The organism is Microbulbifer sp. ABM4_008 (assembly GCF_056311705.1).
The window spans coordinates 437,805-458,379 of the sequence record NZ_CM149970.1; the positions used below are offsets into that span (position 1 = coordinate 437,805).

Annotated in this window: 11 protein-coding genes; 8 read left to right on the forward strand and 3 right to left on the reverse strand. The window is 47.0% G+C overall.

Going from position 1 to position 20,575, the window contains the following annotated elements; genetic code table 11:
- The first annotated feature begins 127 nt into the window (after window positions 1-127).
- Entirely contained in the window at window positions 128-3,142 is a 3,015-nt protein-coding gene (locus tag ACYX4J_RS01905; RefSeq protein ID WP_476177745.1) for a TonB-dependent receptor, read from the forward strand.
- A 132-nt stretch (window positions 3,143-3,274) separates the two neighbouring features.
- Here the strand turns inward: ACYX4J_RS01905 and ACYX4J_RS01910 are convergent, their stop codons facing one another.
- Together ACYX4J_RS01910 and ACYX4J_RS01915 are read right to left on the reverse strand one after the other, a co-directional pair.
- The gene (locus ACYX4J_RS01910; RefSeq protein ID WP_476177746.1) at window positions 3,275-3,592 is read right to left on the reverse strand and encodes a hypothetical protein; all 318 of its coding nucleotides are present in this window, start codon (window positions 3,590-3,592) and stop codon (window positions 3,275-3,277) included.
- A 695-nt stretch (window positions 3,593-4,287) separates the two neighbouring features.
- Window positions 4,288-4,557 (reverse strand): transposase, encoded by a 270-nt coding sequence (locus ACYX4J_RS01915; RefSeq protein WP_476177747.1) that lies wholly within the window; start codon window positions 4,555-4,557, stop codon window positions 4,288-4,290.
- A gap of 2,148 nt (window positions 4,558-6,705) precedes the next feature.
- Here ACYX4J_RS01915 and ACYX4J_RS01920 point away from each other — a divergent pair.
- From ACYX4J_RS01920 to ACYX4J_RS01945, 6 genes are all read left to right on the forward strand, one after another.
- Window positions 6,706-7,890: an HlyD family secretion protein gene (locus ACYX4J_RS01920; protein ID WP_476177748.1), complete on the forward strand. Its 1,185-nt coding sequence runs from the start codon at window positions 6,706-6,708 to the stop codon at window positions 7,888-7,890.
- A gap of 2 nt (window positions 7,891-7,892) precedes the next feature.
- Window positions 7,893-10,625, forward strand: a complete 2,733-nt coding sequence (locus ACYX4J_RS01925; RefSeq protein WP_476177749.1) for an ATP-binding cassette domain-containing protein — start codon at window positions 7,893-7,895, stop codon at window positions 10,623-10,625.
- On the forward strand, window positions 10,615-12,732 hold the full coding sequence (locus ACYX4J_RS01930) for an ATP-binding cassette domain-containing protein (protein WP_476177750.1): 2,118 nt from the start codon (window positions 10,615-10,617) through the stop codon (window positions 12,730-12,732). The genes ACYX4J_RS01925 and ACYX4J_RS01930 overlap by 11 nt, the downstream gene beginning before the upstream one ends.
- A 3,707-nt stretch (window positions 12,733-16,439) precedes the next feature.
- Entirely contained in the window at window positions 16,440-16,562 is a 123-nt protein-coding gene (locus ACYX4J_RS01935) for a hypothetical protein (protein ID WP_476177751.1), read from the forward strand.
- Window positions 16,563-16,668: 106 nt separating this feature from the next.
- Window positions 16,669-16,797 (forward strand): hypothetical protein, encoded by a 129-nt coding sequence (locus tag ACYX4J_RS01940; protein WP_476177752.1) that lies wholly within the window; start codon window positions 16,669-16,671, stop codon window positions 16,795-16,797.
- Window positions 16,798-16,898: 101 nt separating this feature from the next.
- Window positions 16,899-17,030, forward strand: a complete 132-nt coding sequence (locus ACYX4J_RS01945; RefSeq protein WP_476177753.1) for a hypothetical protein — start codon at window positions 16,899-16,901, stop codon at window positions 17,028-17,030.
- 541 nt (window positions 17,031-17,571) lie between these two features.
- On the opposite strand, the gene ettA is transcribed toward ACYX4J_RS01945, so the two are convergent.
- On the reverse strand, window positions 17,572-19,236 hold the full coding sequence (ettA, locus tag ACYX4J_RS01950) for an energy-dependent translational throttle protein EttA (RefSeq protein ID WP_444907208.1): 1,665 nt from the start codon (window positions 19,234-19,236) through the stop codon (window positions 17,572-17,574).
- A 180-nt stretch (window positions 19,237-19,416) separates the two neighbouring features.
- Between ettA and ACYX4J_RS01955 the strand changes: the two genes are divergently transcribed.
- Window positions 19,417-20,523, forward strand: coding sequence for an enoyl-CoA hydratase/isomerase family protein (locus tag ACYX4J_RS01955; protein WP_476177754.1), 1,107 nt, complete (start codon window positions 19,417-19,419; stop codon window positions 20,521-20,523).
- Window positions 20,524-20,575: the final 52 nt, after the last annotated feature.

Genomic DNA, 20,575 nt, shown 5'->3' on the forward strand with positions numbered 1-20,575 from the left:
TCTGGGTGTTTTTTCATTTTTATGGTTGTTTGGTGGAGGGGATAATTTAATGGGGTGAGTAAGCAGTAGTAGGGTGGTTTGATTAGCATAATTAATAAACATATTTAATAATCAAAAGGACGGGTTTATGAATTTGTTTAAAAAGACGCTTTTAGCGACATCTATTGGGTTGTCGTTTGTTGGTAATCAAGTGTATGCGACAAGTAACTCAAGTTCTAATATTGTTGGTGTTATCGAATCTTCTGAGCAAAAGGTGGGAGAAGAGTACGTAGTAACTGTTAATAATTTGAGTACGGGGCTAACGCGCTCAATTGAAACAGTATCGGGGGAGAATTTCAGGTTTACCAAGCTGCCTATTGGCATGTATCAAGTTGTGGTTACCCAAGATGGAGAACAGGTGGGTGAGCGTACAGTAAGGGTCACCCTTGGCACTAATGCGAATGCCAATTTTGATATTGATAATATTACTTATGAAGAGGTTGTTGTCGAAGGGAGACTTTTAACCTCTGTTGACACCTATACAATGGATTCTGGTTTGGTTATGGGAGAGGCTGAGCTTGATGCAATGCCAATCGCAAGGAACCTGACAGCGGTTTCATTGTTGGCGCCAGGTGTTATTGCCGGGGATACCGGTTTTGGCACTGGTAATGGTTTTGGCGCCGCTTCCTTTGGCGGAGCATCGATCGCAGAAAACTCTTGTTATATCAATGGATTGGAAGTAACAAATACTAGGCAGGGGATAGGATGTAGCTCTGTTCCATTTGAGTTTTATCAAGAGTTTCAGGTGAAAACTGGCGGCTATTCAGCAGAATTTGGTCGCACAACGGGCGGCGTTGTCAACGCCGTTACTAAAAGTGGTGGAAATACCTGGGAGTTCGGTAGCACTGTTTACTGGGATCCAGACTTCCTTCGCTCAGAAGGGTCTGTTTCTAGGGGCAATGGAGGAACAGGAGATGTATTCCGCAATGAATCCCAAAATGAATATGATGAATTTTCCTACACATTTTCTGCCTCGGGTCCAATTGTTCAGGACAAGCTCTTTTTCTATGGCTTGATAAACCCTAGGGATAAAACTGATAAGTTTGCTTATCGATCTGGATTTGACCAAGGAAATCCAGATACTCAGTTTCGTACCCGGGAATCATCTGGTACTGACAATCTGTTTTGGGGGGCAAAAATAGATTGGGATATTACTGATAATCATCGGTTGAGTTATTTCGGTTTTTCTGATCGGAATGAAACTGAGGAACTTATCTATGAGTTTGATGCAAATACCGGGTCAATTGGGCCAAATATCGGTGCTTCAGCTGGGGTTGTTACAGGTAACACCAGAATAAGGGGATCTGATGCCCACTCCTTTAGTTATACCGGATATATAACAGATGATTTAAGTATATCTGCTATGGCGGGCCAAATTGAAACTGAGTACACCACCGAGCCACTAGCCTTAGAGTGTCCAGCAATTGCAGATGAAGCTGGGTTGGGAGTAAGTACCTGTGGTGGTGGAACTATTGGTTCTAATTTTGATGAAAACACTCAATATCGTTTAGATATCAATTACTCACTGGGAGATCATAGCCTTAAAGCGGGAGTTGATATTCAGGAACGCTCTTCAACTCGTACTACGGCTCCAGTTGCTGGTCATAGTTGGACTTATGAAACTATTGGCATTGGTGGAAGTGTACAAGGTGATCAGGGAGTTTTATTTACAAACGAAACTGGAGAACCGCTACAAGTCGTAAGTGATCGTATCTTCGAAGGAGGGGGCGGTTTTAGTTCAGATTTAACTGCTTTTTATATCGAAGATCAGTGGCAAATAATGGATGACTTGATGATAAGCATCGGTCTCCGCAAAGATATCTATGAGGGAGATGGTACTACAGGAAAACAGCTGTTCGAGTTTGATACAGACATTGCCCCTCGCTTAGGATTTTCCTGGGACCCCTTTGGTGATGGTGAGACAAAGGTTTATGGTACTTGGGGGCGCTACTATTTACCAATTGCAAATAATACGATCTATAGAGCTGCATCAGGCGTAAGTGATGTAACAACCTACTACACTTACACTGGCATTGACTCAGTAACTAATGCTCCTACGGGAATTACGCCTATAAATGGTGATGTTGTTTCTTCTTCCTATGTAAGTTCCGTTCCTGTAATTCCAGAAAAGGATATATTCCAAGCTCAAGAAGCTGAACCATTTGCTCGCGACGAGTATATTTTGGGCTTTGAAACAGCGATTAACGATGATCTAAGTGTGGGAGTTCGCGGGGTCTATCGTGAAGTTGTTTCTGCCCTTGATGATTACTGCGGGCGTTATGCATGGCCGTATTGCGTAATGGTAAATCCGGGTGAGTCGATGTCTTGGTATGCCGATGGGTATTATTGGGATGGTTCCGAACTTGTAGTGAAGGGGGATTTATTTGATGGCTCACCAGACCCTGATTCCTTAAGGAAATTTTCTGCAGAAACAATAGGTCTACCTGAAGCAAAAAATATCTATCGCGCTCTTCAAGCAGATCTGACTTATAGTACAGATCAAATGACCTGGAAGTTTATTTATACTTGGTCTCGTAGCACTGGTAATTTTGAGGGGGCAGTAAAGTCTGATATTGACCAGGCTGATGCTGGTGTCACTCAAGATTTCGATTTCCCCGCTCTTATGGACGGCGCAGAAGGTTACCAGCCTAATGATCGCAGGCATGTCTTCAAGCTGTTTGGAAGTTATGACTTTACTGAAGACCTTACATTCGGCTTAAACGCTACTTTGGCGAGTGGGCGACCAATATCTGCATTTGGTCATAGTTACCCAAGTGATGATCCAAACATTTATGGTAGCTATGGTGATACTTTCTACCATTTGGATCCTGAAACAGGCGAGTATGTTTACATTCCAAGAGGAGAGGTTGGCAGAACCCCATGGACATTCAATGTAGATGCCTCTATGAGGTATAGATTCTCATTGAATGGAGTTGACATGACTGCATCACTTGACATCTACAATGTCTTCGACAATCAAGAGGCTACGAATGTTAATGAGCACTATGAGCTAAATTCAGCTGAAGTTAACGATTGGTATGGCGCTGCATATGATTGGACAGCTCCAAGATCTGCACGAATTGGCTTGGTAGCAACCTTCTAGATTTATAGTACTTTCCCTGTAGTAATCACTTTATATGATTACTACAGGGGTTTGTATTTTCCCTTTTTTCTCGCGGGTTTCAATGTGACACTTGCCTGAAGTGTAATGGTCCTTTTACTTTATGATTGCTAATCAGTTTATGCCATTAATGAAATCTTCTTCGTAAAGTATCATTCTTACTTTGATTGGATCTTCGATCTGAAAATAGCTTCGCGCTCTTTCATCGAGTTGAATAGCTAAAGCTTGTAATTTTTTATGTGTCAGATCTGGATGCTTCGAGCAGAATAATTCTATATAGCACTCATCAGGAAACATTTGAACAGTACTGATAATAGCTATATTGGGGTCCTCCTCGGTATCTAGTTGCTTGATAATGAGTTCTTGCAATAGCTTAGATGTCGAATCAGGCGCCAATTTTAGAGGGCTTAAATAGATTTTGCAGCTAATCATAGGGGAGACCCATTACAAGGTGGTGTTATAGACCTCTAATTAGGATTGTAGAAGTAGGGTGAAGAATTTCTTCCTGTTTCTGTATATAGAGATTAGCCAAGAGGAAATAATAGTGCAAAGTTTTAGATCCACTTCAGATTCTCCAGTGGTATTATAACTTTTTGTAATTTCTGGTGTTTTCTTTTCCATGTTTTAAAGCCTGACTTAATTGCGTGTGTGTTTATGTGTCTAGGTATGGATATTTTTCATTCGAAAGCCAGCTCCTCGTATGTAATTTTTTCCGTTTTCATTATCTTGAATCTACATTTGGTAGGTTTAAAATGCATTGCTCATAGGGGAGAAGATATTTTCCCCAATTAATAAGTTGGTAAAGCTAGCCAGCAGCGAGCACTAAGTGTTTTTTTGAAACTCAATAGCCTGTATTTCTATAGCCAAAAATATTTTTTATATGGGAGTGGATACTTTTCTTTGCCTCAATTTGTGCCCTATCTTTGTAGCTCAATGCGGCCCATGCGATGTTAGAATTGACTTCGTTCAAGTAATGTTCTGCCCTTGTCAGCTAGATATTTATTGATTTTATTAAAAATATATATGTAACTAGTCTGTTTCCCTCTGGTAAGTTGCAAAAGTTAAGAATCGTTGTCTCGCCGGGTAATGAAACACTCAAAGTCAGTCTTGCAAAATTATGCATGAATTCAATATCGCATAGCAGACTCGCTGAGGTTGTAGAGTAGTTTTATAAAATAAATATGCAGCATGACATTCGAAGGATATGTCTGCTGGTTTTGCCTGTCTTGTGGATAATAGGGCAGAATATGAGTTTCTAGGCTCGGCCATGATACAAGGGGATCTATCTGGGAAAGAAATTTCCCCTGGGAGTTATAGGGTGCTATAGATATATTCTGCCAAATTGGTTTGGAATTGTTCAGAGGTTTCCTAAGGGGAAGCTTGGTGGCTAAGCTCAAAATCTATCAAGACTTATGGAGTTGAGGTGCTTGCTTTTTAAGGTTTTCAATTCTTGTTCACTGAGCTATCAATTTTTAAATCGGGAAGCCTGTACTTTCAGTGATAACTTGGGGTCCTACATAAGTGTTGTGAATCATTTCAGACCAGTCATTTACAGATTATTTTTATGTTAATGGGTACGATGGTCCCGAAAATAGCAAAAAAAATTAATCTAAGCTGGATTTAGGAAAGATCGCTTTTCTGGCGATCATATTTCGAAAGTGCAAATAGTATGAAGCTGACTAAGACTGTTTTCGATCCCCTTAAGACTGCCTATAAATAGTTTACAAAAAGGAGATCAAGTAGGATGAGCATTACTTTAAAGTAAGGTTTATAGGATATAAATAGGATGGATGCGCCTGTGGAGAATGTGGTTGGATGCTTTAGTTGCAGATATTTTTGCATTCAACTCAAAACATTCGTGTATTGATATTGTGTGTTTTTAACAGTAAGCAAGAAACTTTGTTGTGATCTCTCCCCCATAATTATCAGCCAGCATTGGCATATTAGGGCATAATCGAGTTAAGCTTTGTCCTGCTGGATGGTGAATGCTATCCAGAAAATCACATGAACTAATTGAAAGGAAGGTGCGCTATGTACACTGAAACTGATATTAAAGCCGGGCCTGATGCGCAAATAGATCCGCCGCCCTCAATGCAAGCGATGGCTTTAGTTTAAGTTGTCCTTCCCCCAGTTTTCAATAATAAGCTGTTCGGAGTATTTTTTAACAGGTCGATCTCTTGTGGCTTCTTGGGATATATCAACAATAAATTTGTTGAAACAATTTTAGGCAGTCTTGTAGGTCTCCTGTTTACACTGCAAACTTTGCTTTCTTTGGAAGCTGGGGGTTTCCAAATGTGACTTACTTGTCAAATTTTTTCTATGTGCATGAATAGTTATGGCTTGTAATGCTTATTTGTTAGATCTTTTTTAGGATTTTTGGAAGGTTTTTATTGTTTCTACATGGCCCTTTTCATCAGGGCTACTTTTGATGAGATAGGCTGGGTTCTTAGGCGTCTGTCAGTAACTACTGCTTATTGGTACATTTGTATCTACATCTAACTCTTTCAGCCATTATCTCGATTGAGTTGGTGTTACGCTCAATCAGCAATCTTGTGAAAAGCAAGATCTATAATTCATTAAATATGAAATTTTCCTGAAAATGAATTCCGGTGGATTCGCGCTTTGTTACTTAAATAACCATCTAGATGGCTTTTTGTTCTGCACATGACTTATTAAAAATAAGTCTCGATAAGTAACTTCTGATTGCTGCTTGGTTATCTCGCTAAGGCTTTGGGCAATCTATCTGCCTTATTTTCAAGTATTTATTTGGTTGTATTTTTATCAATCTTCAAGCTTTAACTTTATTATCGCAGAAGATTAATGAGCGCTTCGCTATCCTGGCTCCTCGCTGCACTGTCTCGTTTGATTTTTCTAACTTCCTTTCTCCTGTCCTCAAGTTTGTCTTTGGGAATGCATTACACGATTTCTGAAAAGTTTAGAAGTGTTAAATAACTATACCAGGGGCTTATTTTCATACTTCTCGTGTGTCAATGGTTACAATTCACATGTGTTGGTATTGATTTTGAGGGAATGGGTTAAGGGGTGCTAAGGATTACTTTTTAGACTTGATTGAACTGAGTTTTTAAATTTCAGTTGTAATTAATGTTATCTCCACAGTCAAAATAAGGAAGGAATATGAATGGCTCGGGCTTTATTTGTGGTGAGCCGTCCACTCGGCCTCATAGGTAAGTGGGTGGTTGGCAGGTGGGCGTGCCTCTGCGAAGACAGCCAGTATTGGATTGCATCTAATGAGGTGAGTTTATGCTCACTTACATTTTGGATTGAATGAACTAGTTTGGTAGCTTCAATAAATATATCGCTATTTTCCGTCGATAATTCTAGTGTAATGGTCCCTTCTGGCCAGAAAGTGAAATATTGATTTTCATACTTAATAAATTTGGTGCAGATTCTAATTGACTCTGGAATCGTAGAAATTTAAATTTGGTAACATCGATTTTTTTTAGAATAAAATTTTAGAAAAATCCATTGAAGAGAGTTAAGTTTCGCTTCGTTTCTGCGCGATAACAGTTAGTAGGTTTTTCATATTGTCAACGCCTTTTTTTCACACTACCCGCGCCATTGTTTCAGATTCTATCCGTGCCTTGGTTGTAGCTACTACTCTCGGTGTCCTGCTTCTGGCCGTTTGGGCTATATGGTTTTTTACAGTAGAAATTACCACATATAGCGTGAGTGAAGACGCTAGGTTGGAGCAGGAACACAATACTGTTCATGTAAGTACCCAGCGCGTTGGACGTGTTGTTCAAATTGAGGCAGAGCTTGGTGATACTTTAGAGCAGGGCGATGTACTAATTCGTCTTGATACGTCCGTACTTGATTTGAGCCTGCAGGGAGACAGCAAGATATCTGGAAGCCTGCGCGATCAACTTGAATCAGTTCAAAGGGAACGAGAGCTGCTGGATAAAAAATTTGGTGAAGATGAGAAGGCTCTCAGTGACCAATTGAAGTTGTTGGAGCAACAGTACCACCTTCAAGTCAGTAATCAGAAAATTCAAGCGGATGTTGCCGATCGTTATGAACGGCTGTTGCAAAAACAGCAGAGTTCAGAGTTGGATTACCTTGCCGCAAAACGGACGTACCAACAAATGGCGATGGCAACCCTGAAAGTGCAGGCGGATATTCGCGCTTTGGAGGATCGTCGAGCACAGCTAATAAGTGAATATCAACTTGAAGTGAGCGCTTTAAAGCAGCGGCATCAAGATATTGATGGAAAGATTGCGGAAGTTGATACCCGTATTCAGCAAAGCCACCTTGCTGTGAGCGAACAGAACCTGCGTGCCCCAATTACCGGGGTGTTGGCTTCGCTGGCAAAAATACGCGAAGGCGAAGTGTTGGTCGCCGGGCAGCAAGTTGCGACGATTCAAGCAGAAGGTGTTATTTCTATACAGGCATTTTTCCCACCCGCATTAGCATTGGGGCATATTCAGCCTGGGCAGAAGGCCCAAGTAAAACTGGATGGATTTTCCTGGGCCCGTTATGGCCAATTGGAGGCCCGAGTAGAACGGGTCGCTAGTGCCGTCCAGCAAGGCAAAGTTCTTGTACAGCTATCCTTACAAGGTGAAGCACCGCCCCATCTCCCTTTACTGCATGATTTACCGGCCAGGGTAGAAATTGCCACAGGCAAGAAAACACCATACCAACTGCTTCTACAAAGGACGGGTGAGATACTCTCGGCCAAAGCTCCCGCAGAGACCGTGGAAGAGGGAGCGTAACAGTGGAAAGCAAAAGACGCTGGTTAGTTCCAGAGGTAGTTCAGACCTCTAATATGGACTGTGGTCCGGCTTCCCTGAAGTGTTTGCTCGAAGGTTTTGGTGTAAATACACACTACGGCCATTTGCGCGATGCCTGCCAGACTGATGTAGATGGAACCTCGATAAATACCCTGGAAAAGATTGCGGTAGAGCTTGGGTTAGAAGCTGCCCAGATGGTGGTTCCCGTGGATCATCTCTTATTGAGCTCCACCGGCTACTTGCCGGGATTGGTTGTGGTACGGCTACCAAACGGTAACACTCATTTTGTCGTGGCCTGGAAAAATCATCGCGGTATTGTGCAGGTGATGGATCCCGCCAGTGGTAGGCGCTGGCCCAGCGCACGTCGCTTTTTGGATGAGTTGCATGTTCATACCGCACGGGTGCCCCCTCAGGGCTGGAGAAACTGGGCAGGTGGTGATGATTTTATTGCCCCGCTGAAAGAGCGTATTGCTCAGTTAAAGGTTGGCAATAAAGAGGCCGCCACGCTCTGTGAAAAAGCGCTAAAGGATGAGAGTTGGCTCTCGTTGGCATTTCTCGATGCATCTGTTCGAATGCTCACCTCATTGGTTGCGTCCGGGGCGATAAAGCGCGGAACTGAGGTCAGTGGTATGTTGCAGCGGCTGTCTGTTGAATTTACTACAGATACCAGCCAAGCATTTTCTTTAGTACCAGAGAATTACTGGTGCGCTCGACCGTCCCGTCCCCATGGAAGTGATCCTGCAGAGACAATTGAACTGTCGCCGGAGCAGTTGGAGTTTAGTGGCGCGGTCATCGTGAGCGTAAAAGGGGTTCGCGATGTCAGTGAAGTTAAACCGAAATCGGAAGCGCTATCCAGGGCTTTGCGAGAGCCACCGGTTCAACCTCTCAGGCAGCTCTGGGGGTTGATGCGCGAAGATGGATTGATTGCGCCACTCACTATATTTATTGCTATGCTCGGAGCGGTATTGGGGCTGATGTTCGAAGCCTTGCTTTTCCGTGGCCTGATTGATATCCACAGCGAGTTAGCCACAGAGATACAGCGAGCAGGCACGATTGCATTGCTGTTGATCTTTATGATCACATTAATGCTATTGCAGTTTCCCGCAGCAAAAGTCCAAATGGTAGTCGGGCGCCGTTTGGAAAATCGTTTCCGCATACGGTTTTTAGCGGCCCTACCCAAAATACCTGATCATTTCTTTCAGAGCCGTCCCACCTCTGATACAGCCGAACGCTCACACCGCATTGCCGCCTTGAGAGGTTTGCCTGTTCTCGGAACGAGTCTCATTTTTAAAATTTTCTCCCTGTTCGCTACTGCACTCGGAATAATCTGGCTTGCTCCAGCTGCCGCTCCTTTGGTGCTAGTCATGTCGGTATTGCAAGTTGCTGTACCCTTGATGTTCCATCCAGTACTCACTGATTACAGTATGAGAGTACAAACTCATGCGGGAGCCCTGGCTCGCTTCTATATGGATGCGCTGCTGGGAGTTATTCCAATCCGTACGCACGGCGCCGGTGAGTCTGTACGGCGTGAGCATGAAAACCTGCTCACTGAATGGATAAGGGCTGGATACTCATCACTGAGTTTTCAGCTCAATAGCCAGGCGGTACAGTTGTTGATTAATTGTACCCTCAGTAGTGTATTGGTGATTTATTGTGTTAATGCACGAGGGGCAAGTCCCGATCTGCTTTTATTGATTTATTGGGTATTGGCACTGCCGCCGCTGGGTGAAGAAATTGCGGGACTGATGCGAAGTTATCCACGGCAACGGAATTTTTTACTGAGAGCCCTCGAACCACTGCAAGCAGTCACTGAAACAGACACAGATAAAAGCTCCGCTGATAGTGTGGAATTTTCCCCGGCAAAACCGGTGGCTATCAAGTTTGAGAATGTCACCGTTAATGCCAGCGGTCGCACTATTCTCGACAGGGTAAATCTGGAAATCAGCCCCGGTGAGCAAATTGCTGTGGTCGGAGCATCCGGCGCTGGCAAGTCGAGCCTTGCTGGATTATTGCTGGGGTGGCACAAACCCGCCAGTGGCCGTGTGATGCTCAATGGTGGAGAGTTGAAGGGAGAATTACTGCATCGTTTTCGCCTTCACTGTGCCTGGGTTGATCCCGCAATTCAGCTGTGGAATAGCAGCCTTCTGGAAAACTTGAGTTACGGCAATAAGCCCGGAGCTCCCCTTTACCCCATTTTACAGCAAGCGGATTTGCTCAAGCTGGTAGCAGCGTTACCGGAGGGGCTGCAAAGCCCGCTAGGCGAAAGTGGTGCCCTGGTCAGTGGTGGTGAAGGGCAGCGCGTACGTCTGGGACGCGCACTTGGCTGCGAGGAAACTGCTTGTGTGATTCTGGATGAACCGTTCAGGGGGCTTGATCGCCAACAGCGGCAGCGCCTGATGAACCGGGTGCGGGAGGTTTGGCAGGGGGTCACCCTGATCTGTATTACCCACGATATCAGTGAAACCCGGGACTTTCCTCGTGTTTTGGTCGTGGACGAGGGTTGCATTATTGAAGATGGTAAGCCCAGTGAGCTTCAAGCCCAGGGCGACACGCGCTATGCGCAGCTACTGGCAGCTGAAAGCAGTCTCTGGCAAGAGTGTTGGCAGAGTAGCAGTTGGCGTCACTTGCGCATGGCCAGCGGTCAATTGACAGAAGTACAAGGAGTTCCTGGGGCGACACCGGCCTCCCGGTTTACGGAGGTTGCCAGTGAGCAGTAAAGAATTAATGCCCTATTGCTGGCCAGCGTCGCAGCTGGAGGCCGCCTTACAAGCGTTGGCAAAATACAGCGGCTTGGAGCCTGAAGTAGCGGAGCACAAATCCCTTGGAAGCACCCTGGAGTTGAATGCCAGGTTGCAGGCAGGTGCTGAAGCTTTGGACTTGCAAGTGGAGCAGGTGAGTTGTAGCTACCCAGAGCTGGAAACCATGCTGTTGGGAGCCGCCCCGGCGCTATTGCGGGTTCGCTTTCCCGAGGGGGAATATTTTATCGCACTGTGTGGTGGCAGGGGGCATAAGTTACAGCTGCTCACTCCGGCACTGCACCTGGAGAAAGTTTGCCTAGAGCTGGTTATTCAGCAGCTGGCTCGCGAGCTTGAAGGGCCCCAGCGCGAGCGTATCGAACAGTTGCTGGATAGTGCACACATTCAAGGGCGCCGCCGCAAGAAAGCCATGACTGCCCTGCTGCGGGAAAATCTTGCCGGCGTACGCCTGGATGATTTCTGGTTGTTGCGTCAATCCTCTCACCGCTCTTTCCGCCTACAGCTTCGCCAGCGCGGGTTGTATTGGCGCTTTGCCGCCATGCTTGCCTGTCACAGTGCCCAGATGGCCATTTTTCTGTGTAGCTGGTGGGTGATAGGTAGGGCTGTGCTCGAGGGCCATATTGATACGGGCTGGCTATCTGCCTGGGTATTGTTATTGGTGACTCAGGTTCCCCTATCCCTGCTCACAGCCCGGCTGCGAGGCGTGGTCTCCGTTGAGACCGGTGCACTCCTGAAGCAGCGATTGCTTGCCAGCGCGCTGCGCGTTATTCCCAGTCGTATTCGCCATATGGGGTCGGGTCAGGTATTGGGCAGGGTTTACGATGCGGAGAATATAGAAGCCAGTGCGTTACAGGGTGCCTTTTTATTATTGCTCGGCGTTGTAGAACTGTTAATTGCAGCCTCAATTTTGCTGATGGGAGCTGGGGGCCTTATCTATGCAGCAATTTTGCCCCTATTTTTAGCGGTTGCATTTTTCCTGGGGCGGGCACAGTACTACGGCCGCAAAGAATGGACAGCACAGCGCCTGTCTATGACCCACCGTTTAATTGAGAAAATGATCGGCCACCGCACCCGGCTCGCGCAGCAGGCACCCGGCGAGTGGCACCGGGGCGAAGACAGTGAGTTAAATGACTACCTGGAAAGTTCCTCTCACATGGATAACACCATGGCGCGTTTGCAGGCTTTTTTGCCGCGCCTGTGGTTACTTTTAGGGATCGTGGGGCTGGCCCCAATATTTATTAGCGACAGTGCCAGTAGCACCCAACTCGCAATTGCCTTTGGAGGCATGTTGCTGGGGTATCGCGCAGTTTTAAAGTGTATGAATGGTTTTACCAGCGCCTTAAGTGCGGCAATTTCCTGGGAAAAAGTACGCGAGCTGTTTTCCCTTGAAGATCGCCACTTAAGGGGCAGTGCGGGTTTGGCAATGGCCGCGTCGGCCGGCCAGCAGGATTCCTCGCAGCCGCTGTGTTATTTACGCGATATCCGTTTCACCTACGAGGGAAAAGATCAAGCAGTGTTGGCGGGGTGTAACCTCAGCATTTATCCCGGCGACCGGCTTTTACTGCAGGGCACTTCTGGTTCAGGGAAATCCACATTGGCGAATGTTCTCACCGGCATCCAGAAACCGGATGATGGCCTGTTGCTGCTCAATGGCTACGACCGCGCAAGTATCGGTGCTGAACCTTGGCGCAGGATGGTCGCATCAGCTCCCCAGTTTCATGAAAATCATGTGTTGGGAGATTCATTTCTTTTTAATTTATTAATGGGAGATCAGTGGCCACCTCGCCAGGAGAGCCTGCGCAAGGCTTATGCAATTTGTGATGAGTTGGGGTTGACCCCGCTATTGGAAAAAATGCCGGCAGGGATTTTACAAACGGTTGGCGAGATGGGTTGGAGGTTGTCCCATGGTGAGATGAGCCGTTTATTTATCGCCCGTGCGCTTTTGCAAAATGCCGAGTTAGTGGTGCTGGATGAGAGTTTTGCGGCACTCGATCCGGAGAACCTGCAGATGGCGATAGCCTGCGTACAAAAAAATGCAAAAACCCTGATGGTGATTGCCCACCCATAAAGTAGTAAATTTTTTATGGGAACCATTTTTTTCCCAGTTTACCTAAACAACAAAAGAAGGAAACGTTCTATGTACCTTGAAACTGATATTCACGCTGGGCCCGAAACTGAATTAAACCCGGTTCCAATGGCGATTGCCCAGCCATAAAGTAGTAAATTTTTAATGAGAACCATTTGTTTCCCGGTTTACCTAAACAACAAAAAGAAGGAAACGTTCTATGTACCTTGAAACCGATATTCAAGCAGGTCCAGAGGCCATAATTGATCCTGGGTTAAATAGTGGTGGAAGTGATGGAAGTTCTGATGGCGGGGAGAGTGGAAAATAGTTAGGGGCTCTGGGCTGTTGCACAGCAATTCTTTATTTTTCCAGTATTAATTTCGCTGATCTATTTCAGTGAAAATATAGAGGCTATACGACATGAACTTTGAAACTGATCTTCACGCAGGACCCGAAACTGAATTAAATCCGGTTCCAAAATAATTGTTACTTTATGTCAATTGAAAATGACTGAAAGAAGGTATGGTATCTATATCGAACAGAAATTCAGGCCGGTCCTGATCAGATAGAGAACCTCATTCCTAAGTCATAATTGATTCGACGTTGGGTTTGGTAGTCGTCAACCTGGTTAGAATTTTGGCAGACTGTGTTGTAGTGCGCAGTGAGTTGGGTTTTCATTCTGCATAATAAATCTCGTAAGGAGATCTGCAATGTGCGGTGATACATTTATCCAGGTGGTTTCTGGCTTAGAAAAATCTCCAATCCAGGGCGGGGTTGGGGGTGTATTCAAGTTTAGATGACTCTTGCTTGAGTGATAAATGAAAGAAAGGAAAAGCAATATGTATATTGAAACTGATATCCAAGCGGGCCCTCACGCTGAAATAAGTCCGGTTCCAGTCTGATTGGAGCTTGGCCATATACAGGAATTGCTCAAGCAGGGGGATTCTACCGCTTGAGCGCTTTTAACCTAGAAAGGAGATACGAATGTATATCGAAACTGATATCCAAGCGGGACCTCACGCTGAAGTAAATCCGATTCCAAACTGACTGGAACTCGATTGTTTAGGTTTGCTCAAGCAGGGAGATTCCGTACTTGAGTGCTTCAATAAAGGAAGGAGATACGAAATGTATATCGAAACTGATATCCAAGCGGGACCCCATGCCGAAGTAAGTCCGGTCCCAGGTACTTGATTATTTAGGTTTACTCAAGCAGGGAGATTCCGTACTTGAGTGCTTCAATAAAGGAAGGAAATACGATATGTATATTGAAACCGATATCCAAGCGGGACCTCACGCCGAAGTAAATCCGGTTCCAGGAGGTTGACTGTTTAGGTTTACTCAAGCAGGGAGATTCCGTACTTGAGTGCTGTAATAAGGGAAGGAAATACGATATGTATATTGAAACCGATATCCAAGCGGGACCTCACGCTGAAATAACTCCGGTTCCAGTGTGATTGGAGCTTGGCTATATGCAGGAATTTCTCAAGTAGGGGGATTCCGCGCTTGAGCGATTTTAAGCTAGGAAGGAGATACGACATGTATATCGAAACTGATATCCAGGCAGGTCCGGAAGCTGTCATTTGTCCTATACCCGTGTGAGATTGGGATTCAAGTGGTTGCTCACTTATTGGGCAGGCACAGTTGGGAAATTAATCATTGAAGGAAATACAGTATGTATATTGAAACCGATATCCAGGCCGGTCCAGAAGCTGCCATTAGTCCAATACCCGTGTGAGATTGAACTTCAAGTGACTGCTCAATTATTGGGTAGATACAATTGAGAAATGAACTAACTAAAGGAAATGCAATATGTATATCGAAACTGATGTTCAGGCTGGCCCGGAAGCTGTAATTTGTCCTGTTCCGGTATAACCGGGTAGGCCAGGGTGCTTATTTGTATACACAGGTAAAAGCCCTGGTTACGTTTTTATATTGTTTGTATTGAAGATTCGCGGCTTCAATGGCGCCGAGTTTTCAGATTTTATTAAGTCGTAAAAGAGATATTTTATGTACATTGCAAGTGATATTAAGTCTGGACCTGAAGTCGTGTACCCGCCACTTCCAACCTGAAGTAATCAACGCTGAAGTAACTCTATAAAGCTGCTTCTTCATATTCAGCAGGTTGATACTTCACGCCTGTTTTTCTTGCGAGTTAAAAAGGAGTCCACAATGCAAATTGATACAGCGTTACGTGCTGGCCCGGAAACTGAAATAAGTCCAGTTCCTAATTAGTCAATCTATTGGCAGTTAAGTTTGATTTTCTTAAGTCATACCAATTTAGGTTTGGCTGTTGATTGATAATAAGTGGAGATGCGATATGCATACTGAGACCGATATCCAAGCGGGACCGGATGTTGCAATAAACCCGGTTCCTAATTAATTAATCTACTGGCAGTTTAGTTGGATTTTGTTAAGTCATACCAATTTAGGTTTGGCTGTTGATTGGTAAAGGAAATACGATATGTATATTGAGAGTGATATTCAGGCCGGTCCAGAAGCGGTAGTTAATCCTGTCCCAGTTTAAGGAAGATTGGAGCCGGGTAACTTTTATTTGGTTGCATTTCACTGCAGCCCGATAGTTGCCCTGCCGGTTTGATGATTAATTGTAGGTGGAGATACAAAATGTACGTTGAAACAAATATTAAAGCAGGTCCAGAGGCGGTAATTGATCCCGGTCAGGGAAGCGGGAGCGGCGGTGGGGGTGGGAAGTAAGTAAATCCTCATTGAAAAGGCATAAATAGGGTGAGAGTTCGGTGCTGCGTGCCAGCTGGTTACCCTGTTATCTCACGATAAATTCTGCAAAGAGACATTAATATGTACGTTGAAACAGATATCCAAGCAGGTCCAGAGGCGGTAATTGATCCCGGTATGGGTGGCGGGGCATCAGGCGGCGGTGAGGGTGGGGAGTAAGTAAATCCTCATTGAAAAGGCATAAATAGGGTGAGAGTTCGGTGCTGCGTGCCAGCTGGTTACCCTGTTATCTCACGATAAATTCTGCAAAGAGACATTAATATGTACGTTGAAACAGATATCCAAGCAGGCCCAGAAGCGATAATCGATCCCGGTATGGGTACCGGGGGTGGTGAAGAGGGTGAAGAGTAAATAGGTACTCCCGATGGGTCGCACGGCGATACCTTGGGTTAGCTGTAGTAATATTTCAGATAAATAAGATAGAAGGTGCATTATGCAGTTTGAAACTGATATCCAAGCGGGCCCTGAAGCGGTAATCGATCCTGGATTGGGGAGTGGAGCTGCAGGCGGCGGTGAGGGTGGGGAGTAAGTAACCTCCCCCCCCGATTTTTTTCTCGACGATACCTTGGGTCGCTGAAGCAATTTTTCAGATGAATAAGATAGAAGGTGCATTATGCAGTTTGAAACCGATATCAAAGCAGGTCCAGAGGCTGTAATTGATCCCGGTATGGGTGGCGGAGGTGGTCAAAGTGGTGGTGAGGGTGGGGAGTAAGTAAATCCCCCCGATTTTTCGCTCGGCGATACCTTGGGTTAGCTGTAGTAAAATTTCAGATAAATAAGATAGAAGGTGCATTATGCAGTTTGAAACTGATATCCAAGCGGGCCCTGATGCCGCACTAAATCCTATCCCAGGTTAGGGGGTGATAGGTTGGGGTAGATTTTGATGGGGTGTATTTGGGTACAGCCAGATAACTACCCTACCGAAGTTATAATTTATCCAACTTAGATGGAGATACTAGATGTACGTTGAAACCGATATTAAAGCAGGCCCTCAGGCTGTTGTTGACCCATTTCCAGTTACTGGCAGCGGTGGCACCAGTAATTCTGAGGGCGGTGAATCCAGCAGCGATTCCTCCAACTAATAAAAAATAGGTAGGTGGAGTGGTTTTTTGAGTCGAGGTTCTTTCCGGCAGTGTCAATAGACTCTACCTCATATTGCTTTTAATTTAACGATAGAGAAAGTGCAGTATGTTTACTGAAACCGATATTAAAGCGGGCCCCCAGGCGGTTGTTGATCCATTTCCGATTAGCGGTGGCGGCGGTGGGTCATCTGAGAATTCTGGCAGCAGTGAATCCAGCAGCGATTCCTCCAACTAATAAAAAATAGGTAGGTGGAGTCGTTTTTTGAGCTGAGGTTCTTTCCGGCAGATAGACTCTACCTCATATTGCTTTTAATTTAACGATAGAGAAAACGCAGTATGTATACTGAAACCGATATTAAAGCGGGCCCCCAGGCGGTTGTTGACCCAATTCCGATCGGCGGTGGCGGCAGTGGTGGGTCATCTGGGAATTCTGGCAGCAGCGAATCCGGCAGTGATTCTTCAACCTGATAAATAAAAAAGCAGTCAGGTAAGGTCAATTTAGAGTGTCAAATTTTTTGTTCACCGTTTAGTAGACTTTACCTGCGAGTATTCAAGTTTTAATAATAGAGATATGCACTATGTATAGTGAAACTGATATTAAGGCCGGTCCTGACTCTGCAATTAATCCAGTCCCAAATTGAGAGATGTTGGGGCAGAGTAGATTCTGATGAGCTCTACTTTTGTAGAGTCAAGTAACTAGCTTGTCGGGTTATATAGTTATTAATTGGAATATACTTCTTGCACATTGAAACAGATATTAAAGCGGGCCCAGAGGCCGTAATCGATCCAGGCCAGTCTAACGGTGGTGGTGAGTAAGGTGCCCGAGGGAGTGAGTAAGTAACTGATTTAATTTTTGACACAGTCTATCTTGAGATCAGTTGTCAATATCTCCCAAACTGCCTGGGTATAGTACTGATACCGATTGCCAATCGGTCAGGAACTAAAAAAGCGAGCCACTGGCTCGCTTTTTTTTGGGGTGCAGATAGCATTCAAACCACAGATCCGATGATCAGGTCTTAAGCTTCTTATAATGCATGCGATGGGGTGTTGCATCCTCACCTTTGCGCTGCACAAAGTCCTCGTGGTACTCGGTGTAGTTACCCTCGAAGAATACCGCTTCACTCTCACCCTCATAGGCGAGGATATGGGTGGCAACGCGGTCCAGGAACCAGCGATCGTGCGAGATTACCAGGGCACAGCCGGGGAAGTTGAGCAGGGCTTCTTCCAGGGCGCGCAGGGTTTCAATATCCAGATCGTTGGAGGGTTCGTCCAGCAGTAGTACGTTGGCGCCCTGCTTGAGGGTATAGGCCAGGTGCAGGCGTCCGCGTTCACCGCCGGAGAGTTCGCCTACGCGCTTCTGCTGATCACTGCCCTTGAAGTTAAAGCGGCCAACATAGTTGCGCGAGCCCACTTCGTAGTTGTTGATCTTGAGCATATCGTGGCCGTCTGAGATGGCTTCCCATACGGTCTTGCTGTCATCCAGATTTTCACGGCCCTGTTCAACGTAGGCGACCTTAACGGTTTCACCCATCTTGATCTCGCCGGAGTCCGGCTGCTCGGTGCCGCTGATCATACGGAACAGGGTGGACTTACCGGCACCGTTACCGCCGACGATACCTACAATTGCGCCCTTGGGCACGCGGAAAGACAGGTTGTCGATCAGCAGGCGCTCGCCGAAGCCTTTGCTCACATCTTTAAACTCAATCACATTGTCGCCGAGACGCTCGCCGGGCGGAATGTAGATTTCGTTGGTCTCGTTGCGGGCCTGGAAGTCCTGGGACTGCATTTCTTCCAGGCGGGACAAACGGGCCTTGTTTTTGGACTGGCGGCCCTTGGGATTTTGGCGGGCCCACTCGAGTTCCTTTTGCATGGCTTTGGCGCGGGCCTGTTCGCCGCGCTGCTCTTGCTCCAGGCGTTTTTCTTTCTGTTCCAGCCAAGTGGTGTAGTTGCCTTCCCAGGGGATGCCGTGGCCGCGGTCCAGTTCCAGAATCCAGCCGGCAACATTGTCGAGGAAGTAGCGATCGTGGGTGATGGCAACCACAGTGCCGGTGAAATCGTGCAGGAAGCGCTCCAGCCAGAATACGGATTCCGCATCCAGGTGGTTGGTGGGTTCGTCGAGAAGCAGCATATCCGGGCGGGACAGCAGCAGGCGGCAAAGGGCCACACGGCGTTTTTCACCGCCGGACAGATTGTTTACGTCCGCATCCCAGGGGGGCAGGCGCAGGGCGTCTGCGGCAACTTCCAGGCGGTGCTCCAGGTTGTGGGCGTCCCAGGCCTGGATAATGTCTTCGAATTGTTGCTGTTTCTTGGCCAGGGCATCGAAGTCTGCGTCGGGCTCGGCGTAATCGGCGTAGACCTGTTCCAGGCCGGCAAGGGCGTCGATGGCTTCGCGTACACCGTCCTCTACGTTGCCGCGCACGGTCTTGCTGGCATCGAGTTGCGGTTCCTGGGGCAGGTAGCCGACCTTGATGCCGGGCATTGCGCGGGCTTCGCCGTTAAAGTCCTGGTCGACCCCGGCCATGATGCGCAGCAGGGTGGATTTACCTGCGCCGTTTAGACCGAGTACGCCGATCTTGGCGCCGGGGAAGAAGGAGAGGGAGATGTCCTTGAGGATCTCGCGCTTGGGGGGCACTACTTTGCCCACCCGGTTCATGGTGTATACGTATTCGGCCATTTGGGGTTCCGTAATGGGTGTTGGAATCGGTCAGATTTTGCGCGCAACTTATCAGTTTGCGTAAAAAGTGCAACCGGGCATCTCTTAGGTAGCCCGCTGTACTCGCGTGTGGCTGACGTCAAATGTGATCTGTGTTTAACTGCGACACTATCTAGTACAAGAGCTATAAGACGAATAAAAATGGATCAGGATTCCCCGGTGTTGTTTTCCCGGCGCGGCGCCCTGGCGATCGCGACACTAAACCTCCCCAAGGCTCTCAATGCCTTAAATTCATCCATGATCGATCTGTTGTCGGCCCAGCTAGACCGCTGGGCTGAAGACACTGAAGTCGCAGCAGTCTGGATCGATGGCAGTGGCGACAAGGCGCTGTGCGCTGGCGGCGATGTGGTGGCGCTGTATCGGGAGTCCGCCGCCTATGGTGAGACACCGGACTACGGCTTCACCACCGATTTCTTCTCCCGCGAATATCGCCTGGACTACCAGATTCACACTTACGCCAAGCCCGTCGTGGTGTGGGGCGGTGGCTTCGTGATGGGAGGCGGTATCGGCATTATGGCGGGAGCTAGCCACCGGATTGTGACCGAAACCACTCGCATGGCAATGCCGGAGATTACGATTGGTTTGTTTCCCGATGTGGGGGGCAGCTGGTTCCTGAATCGTATGCCCGGGCGCCTCGGGCTTTTCCTGGGGCTGACCGGTGCGCAGTTTAATGGTGCCGATGCCCTGTTTACCGGTATGGCGGACCGCATGATAGGCCAGGACCAGCGGGAGTCAGTCTTGTCTGCGTTAGCGGGGCTCAGTTTTGGTGAAAACCTGGAAGCCAATCACCAGTTAATTAGCAATTGCCTTAAATCCCAGGAGCTGCCCCTTCTGGAGCGGCCTGAGTCTGCTCTGCGAGAGCATTATGACCAAATCCAGCAGCTTACCGATTTTGCCACCTTGCCAGAGGTTTGTGCCGCCATCAGTGCATACCAGGGTGTGGATAAGTGGTTGCAGCGGGCAGCTGCCACTTTGGCAGGTGGCTCTCCGCTGACACCCTGGATTGTGTGGGAGCAATTACAGCGGGCTCGACACCTGTCCTTGGCGGATATCTATCGCATGGAGTTGGCACTCGCGGTAAACCTCTGTGCCAGTGGCCACTTCAAGGAAGGAGTGCGCGCGCTGTTGATTGATAAAGACCGCGAACCCAAGTGGCAACCTGACAGCTTGGAACAGATTACACCTGCGCAGGTGGAAAGCTGCTTTGAGGGACCCTGGGGCGGTGAGCACCCGCTGGCCGACCTGTAGATATCGTATTTACCGAGCGTCCCGGGCTGTTAATTGCCAGGGATACCAACAA